Genomic DNA, 4,080 nt, shown 5'->3' with positions numbered 1-4,080 from the left:
CACACCCCCACCAGGCAAGACCCGAAGAAATCCAGGCCGTCCTCACAGCCTGGGCCGCCGCCGGAACATGATCACTCAACACTGCGAAACACGAGGGTTCGCAGCGAGGCGTCCAGAGCCACGCCTTGGGAGTCTGCGGTAGCAGATGAGGGTGAGGCGGCGATGTTGGTCGCACCCGCTCAGCCGGCCGAAGTGTTCTGTGTCGCCTCGCGTGCTTCGGTGAGGGCTCGCTGCCTGAGGTTGCCGCCGAACAACTGAATCGTGGTGGCGGCCAGGATGTCATCCCTGCCGATGGTCCGCCCGTCCCCCCTGCGGGCGGACGGGGCCTGCAGGGAATCCTTGAGGAACGGGGGTGGGGCCGGTTCGCCCGACATCACTAGGGTGACCGTACCGAAACGTTTGACCCCGCCCTCGCGGACGACCATGGTCGCGTCCTGGGCGAGGTCCGTCAGGAACACGCTCGCGATTCCGTTCAGGTCGCGGACCATCGCTGGGACGGCCGTCGCCCCCTGGCTCCGCAGCAGCTTCTTGACCCCGGCCTCGAACCTGTGGGCGCCGACCACAGCACTCGGTTTGCGCGACCTGCTGCGCTTACGAGAAGGCACAATGACACCCTCGGCGTCGTACAGGACACCGGTCAGGCCTTGAAACGTCGGGCTGTGGTCGTACCACTTGTCCCCCACCTCGAGCTCGACGTTCCGCTCGATCGCCGAGAGAAGGTCCCCGGGAATCAGCTTCTTCCGGGCCTCCGCCGCCGCTCTCCTCGCGCCTTCGATGATCTCCGTCAGCACTGTCCGCGTCACCGACGCTGCGGCCCATGCGGCCGACCGAGAGACGTGCATCGGGGTCACGTCCCTGAACACCGCTTTGACGAGAGAAGGCTTGAACGGCGAGACATCCATGATCGAGGCGGTCTCGGGACCGCTGCGCTCAGGGCGTGCGGGCTGTGCGGTCATCGGAAGAAACGCTCGCTGCTGTCGGAGTGATCAGAGGCACACACTTCACCATGCAGACCCGCTCTCTTCCCCCATCCTCCGTCGAAGTGGCACCCGGTCAAGGGCCTGACGGGCACATCCGGACGTGCGAGCAGAGCCCCGCCCCCTGAAATGCTGTCCGGGCTACCAAGAGGCCCTTCCATCATGCCTCCCCACCCGACAACTCACCCGATCCAGGGCCCTGTTCGAAGCGGACCGACCACGCGAGCGGATAGAGAACAGCCAGTTACTGAGATTCGTCGCGTGATGTCGCTCGCCCCAATCCCTGAGCTGCGGCGATGTCTGAGTAACAGGCGACCTCCCTCGAAGATCACCTCTCACTGGACCTTTCGCCGATGCAGGCAGCCGAGACGCGGCGCACACAGTGCCTACGACTCAACATGCAACGGGCTAAAAGGAGTTGTTGGCATATACCGTTGCCTGATCAACTGCCGTTCGAGGAGGACACCTGTGTCAGATGAGTCTGAAGAGACCATGCTCACTCACATTCCGCCCGACGGGGTCGCCCCAGGGAACGGCTACAGCCACGTGGTGGTGGGTGAAGGTCGACTGGTCGTCATCTCCGGGCAGGTCGCACTGGACGAACAGGGACGTGTGGTCGGGGAGGGCGACGCCGCCGCCCAGGCCCGTCAGGTCTTCGAGAACCTGCGGCGCTGCCTGGCGGCAGGCGGCGCGACGTTCGCCGAGGTTGCCAAGTTCACCTTCTACGTCACCGACGTCGCCATACTGCCGGAGGTACGGGCCGTGCGCGACGCGCACATCGACACCGTGCGTCCGCCGGCCAGTACCGCAGTACAGGTGGCCGCTCTGTACCGGCCGGAGCTCATGCTGGAGGTGGAAGCCCTCGCCGTTATCCCCTGGTGACTCGGCAAGCCTCTGACCGGGCGGTTGGACGGGTTGTCAGTGATCTTCGAGGGAGGTCGCCTGTTGCTCGGGCATCGCCGCAGCTCAGGGATTGGGGCAGCGACATCACGCGATGAATCTCAGTAGGCGGTGTCCTATGTGGTGAGTTTGAGGAGTCGCCTGTAGCAGCACAGGGCAGCGGCAAGGCCGAGAAAAGCCAGGTAGTTGCGGGGGGTTGCGTTCGTAGCGGGGGCTGAGTCTGCGGTAGCCGGACAGCCACGAGATCGTGCGCTCGATTGTCGGCGTCGACGTCAGCGGGCGAATCCGCGGCCGGCAGCACCGTTGGTTCCGCCGCAGCACGACGGCATCCGGTACGGACGCGGAGTCCGTACCCCCGCGTCCTGTCGCAGACGCGGAAGCACAGCTCGCTCGGTCTCTCGATGTGGTGCCCTATCGCAGGTCGTCGACGTCCAGTTCGGCGCCGGCCACCAGGGTGACCTCGCCCGCCGGGGCGGCGGCGTCCTCGACAGCGTGCGCGCCGGGTACCTGGGACGCGAGGACCGCGGCCCGGTCGGCGAGGCCCGGGGGATAGGTGACCGTGGTGCGGCCGGGGTGCGGCGCGTTGCCGGTGCCCGTGACGGTGAACCCGGCCTCGCGCAGTCTCTCGGCGACCGCGGCGGCCTTCCCCTCGACGTCCGATCCGTTGAGGACACGCACGTGCACGGAGGACGCGTACAGCGGATCTTTCGCGTCCGCCTCCAGGCTCTTCTTGTCGATCTCCCTGTCCTTGGCCAGGGCGGTGAACACGGTGGCGGCCTGCGGGTACTGCCACACCACATTGGCCTTGTCCGTCGGGACGTCGGCTTCGCGCGGATAGCTGGGGACGGTGAGGAACGTCAACCGGTCCTCGGGAACGCCCTTCAGCTCGGACGCGAGGCCGGTGAGGGCTTTCGCACCGGCCAGTTCGTCGTCCGTGGTGAGGGACTTGGTGAGGGACTGCAGCAACTTGTAGAGAGCGACGGGGTCGGTGATCTTCGACTTGGCCTTCTCGGCCAACGCCGACATGAACTCCTGCTGGCGGCCGATGCGTCCGGTGTCGGAGCCGTCGCCCACGCTGTAGCGGGCACGCACGTAGCCGAGCGCCTTCTCGTCCCTGATCGTCTGGCAGCCGGCCTCCAGATCGAGGTGGGCCTTCTTGTCGTGGATGGCCTGCTCAGGGCAGACCTCTATGCCGTCCAGGGCATTGACCATGCCCTTGAACCCCTGGAATTCGACCGACATGAAGTTGTCGATGCGCAGACCAGTATTGGCTTCGATCGTCTTGATGGTACAAGCGGCGGCGTCGGCCACCTCGCCGCCTGTGCCGCCGAGCGAGAACGCCTCGTTGATCTTGAAGTGATGGACTTCGGAGGTCGTACCGTCGCCCTTGTCGCAGGCCGGTATTCGCACCCAGGAGTCGCGGGGTATGGACACGACCGCGGCCCACTTCCGGTTCGCGGGGATGTGCAGGACCATCAGCGTGTCGGAGTGCATGGTGCCCCCCTCCATGCCGCCGTACCGGGCGTTGGCCCCGGACCTGCTGTCGGAGCCCACGACCAGGATGTTCCGCGACCCGGGACTGAGGTTCTCCGGGCGGTCGTCGCCGAGCTTGCCGTCAAGGGGGGCGCCGTGGATGTTGCCGTCGAGGTCGTTGTAGATCCACGCACCGGCACCGCCGGCGCCGAGGACGCACACGGCGCCGATACCGGCGGTCCAGGCAACGATCCGGCCCCGCCGCGTCAGCCCGTCCGGCTTCCCGCCCGCTCGCCTACGCGAGCGCCCGGCCGCCGGAGCACTCTTTCGTCCGCGTGTCCCACCCATGTGAATCGCCCCCCGCGCCCCGCCCCGACCACCCGGCGTAGCCGGACACCAGACGCCCGATGTCGATCACCGGACTTTATACGATCGTTTCGAACGTGCAGCTGTTGGTGCAGCGAGGCTCCGGCTTAATTAGTGCGGCGCGGCTTGATTGATGTGGAGTCTTGAAAGCTGAGGTAGAGCTGCGTGGCTTTATCGAGCAGTAGTGGGTTCTGGCACACATCCCATGTTCAAGATCCACTTTCGACAGAGGCCCTAGGTGTTCTGTCCACGGAGGTTGGTGACAGGGGTCACGGCTGATTGGTCTTGAAATGGGTGAGGGCCTTCTGGCCTGGTGTGGATTGCGACATCTGCACCGGCGACCAGAAAGGCCCTCGTGCCCCAC

The 4,080-nt window shown here is 66.0% G+C and carries 3 protein-coding genes and 1 pseudogene; 1 reads left to right on the top strand and 3 read right to left on the bottom strand.

Annotation, left to right across the window (positions count from 1 at the left end; genetic code table 11):
- Positions 1-179 precede the first annotated feature (179 nt).
- Complete coding sequence (locus ACFU6I_RS47940; RefSeq protein WP_384380724.1) at positions 180-956, bottom strand: hypothetical protein; 777 nt, start codon at positions 954-956, stop codon at positions 180-182.
- Positions 957-1,469: 513 nt separating this feature from the next.
- On the opposite strand from ACFU6I_RS47940, the gene ACFU6I_RS47935 reads away from it, so the two are divergent.
- A complete protein-coding gene (locus tag ACFU6I_RS47935) occupies positions 1,470-1,859 on the top strand; it encodes a RidA family protein (RefSeq protein ID WP_384380727.1) in 390 nt (129 codons plus the stop codon).
- A 134-nt stretch (positions 1,860-1,993) separates the two neighbouring features.
- Here the strand turns inward: ACFU6I_RS47935 and ACFU6I_RS47930 are convergent.
- Positions 1,994-2,135 (bottom strand): annotated as a pseudogene (locus ACFU6I_RS47930) (IS5/IS1182 family transposase); the annotation flags it as partial.
- 153 nt (positions 2,136-2,288) lie between these two features.
- Positions 2,289-3,698 (bottom strand): LCP family protein, encoded by a 1,410-nt coding sequence (locus ACFU6I_RS47925; RefSeq protein WP_384380721.1) that lies wholly within the window; start codon positions 3,696-3,698, stop codon positions 2,289-2,291.
- Between the last annotated feature and the right edge of the window lie 382 nt (positions 3,699-4,080).

Origin of the sequence: Streptomyces sp. NPDC057486, assembly GCF_042802415.1 — a bacterium.
Taxonomy (GTDB): domain Bacteria; phylum Actinomycetota; class Actinomycetes; order Streptomycetales; family Streptomycetaceae; genus Streptomyces; species Streptomyces yanii.
Note: the sequence above shows the minus strand (reverse complement) of the source record. Positions and strands in the feature narration are given on the sequence as shown.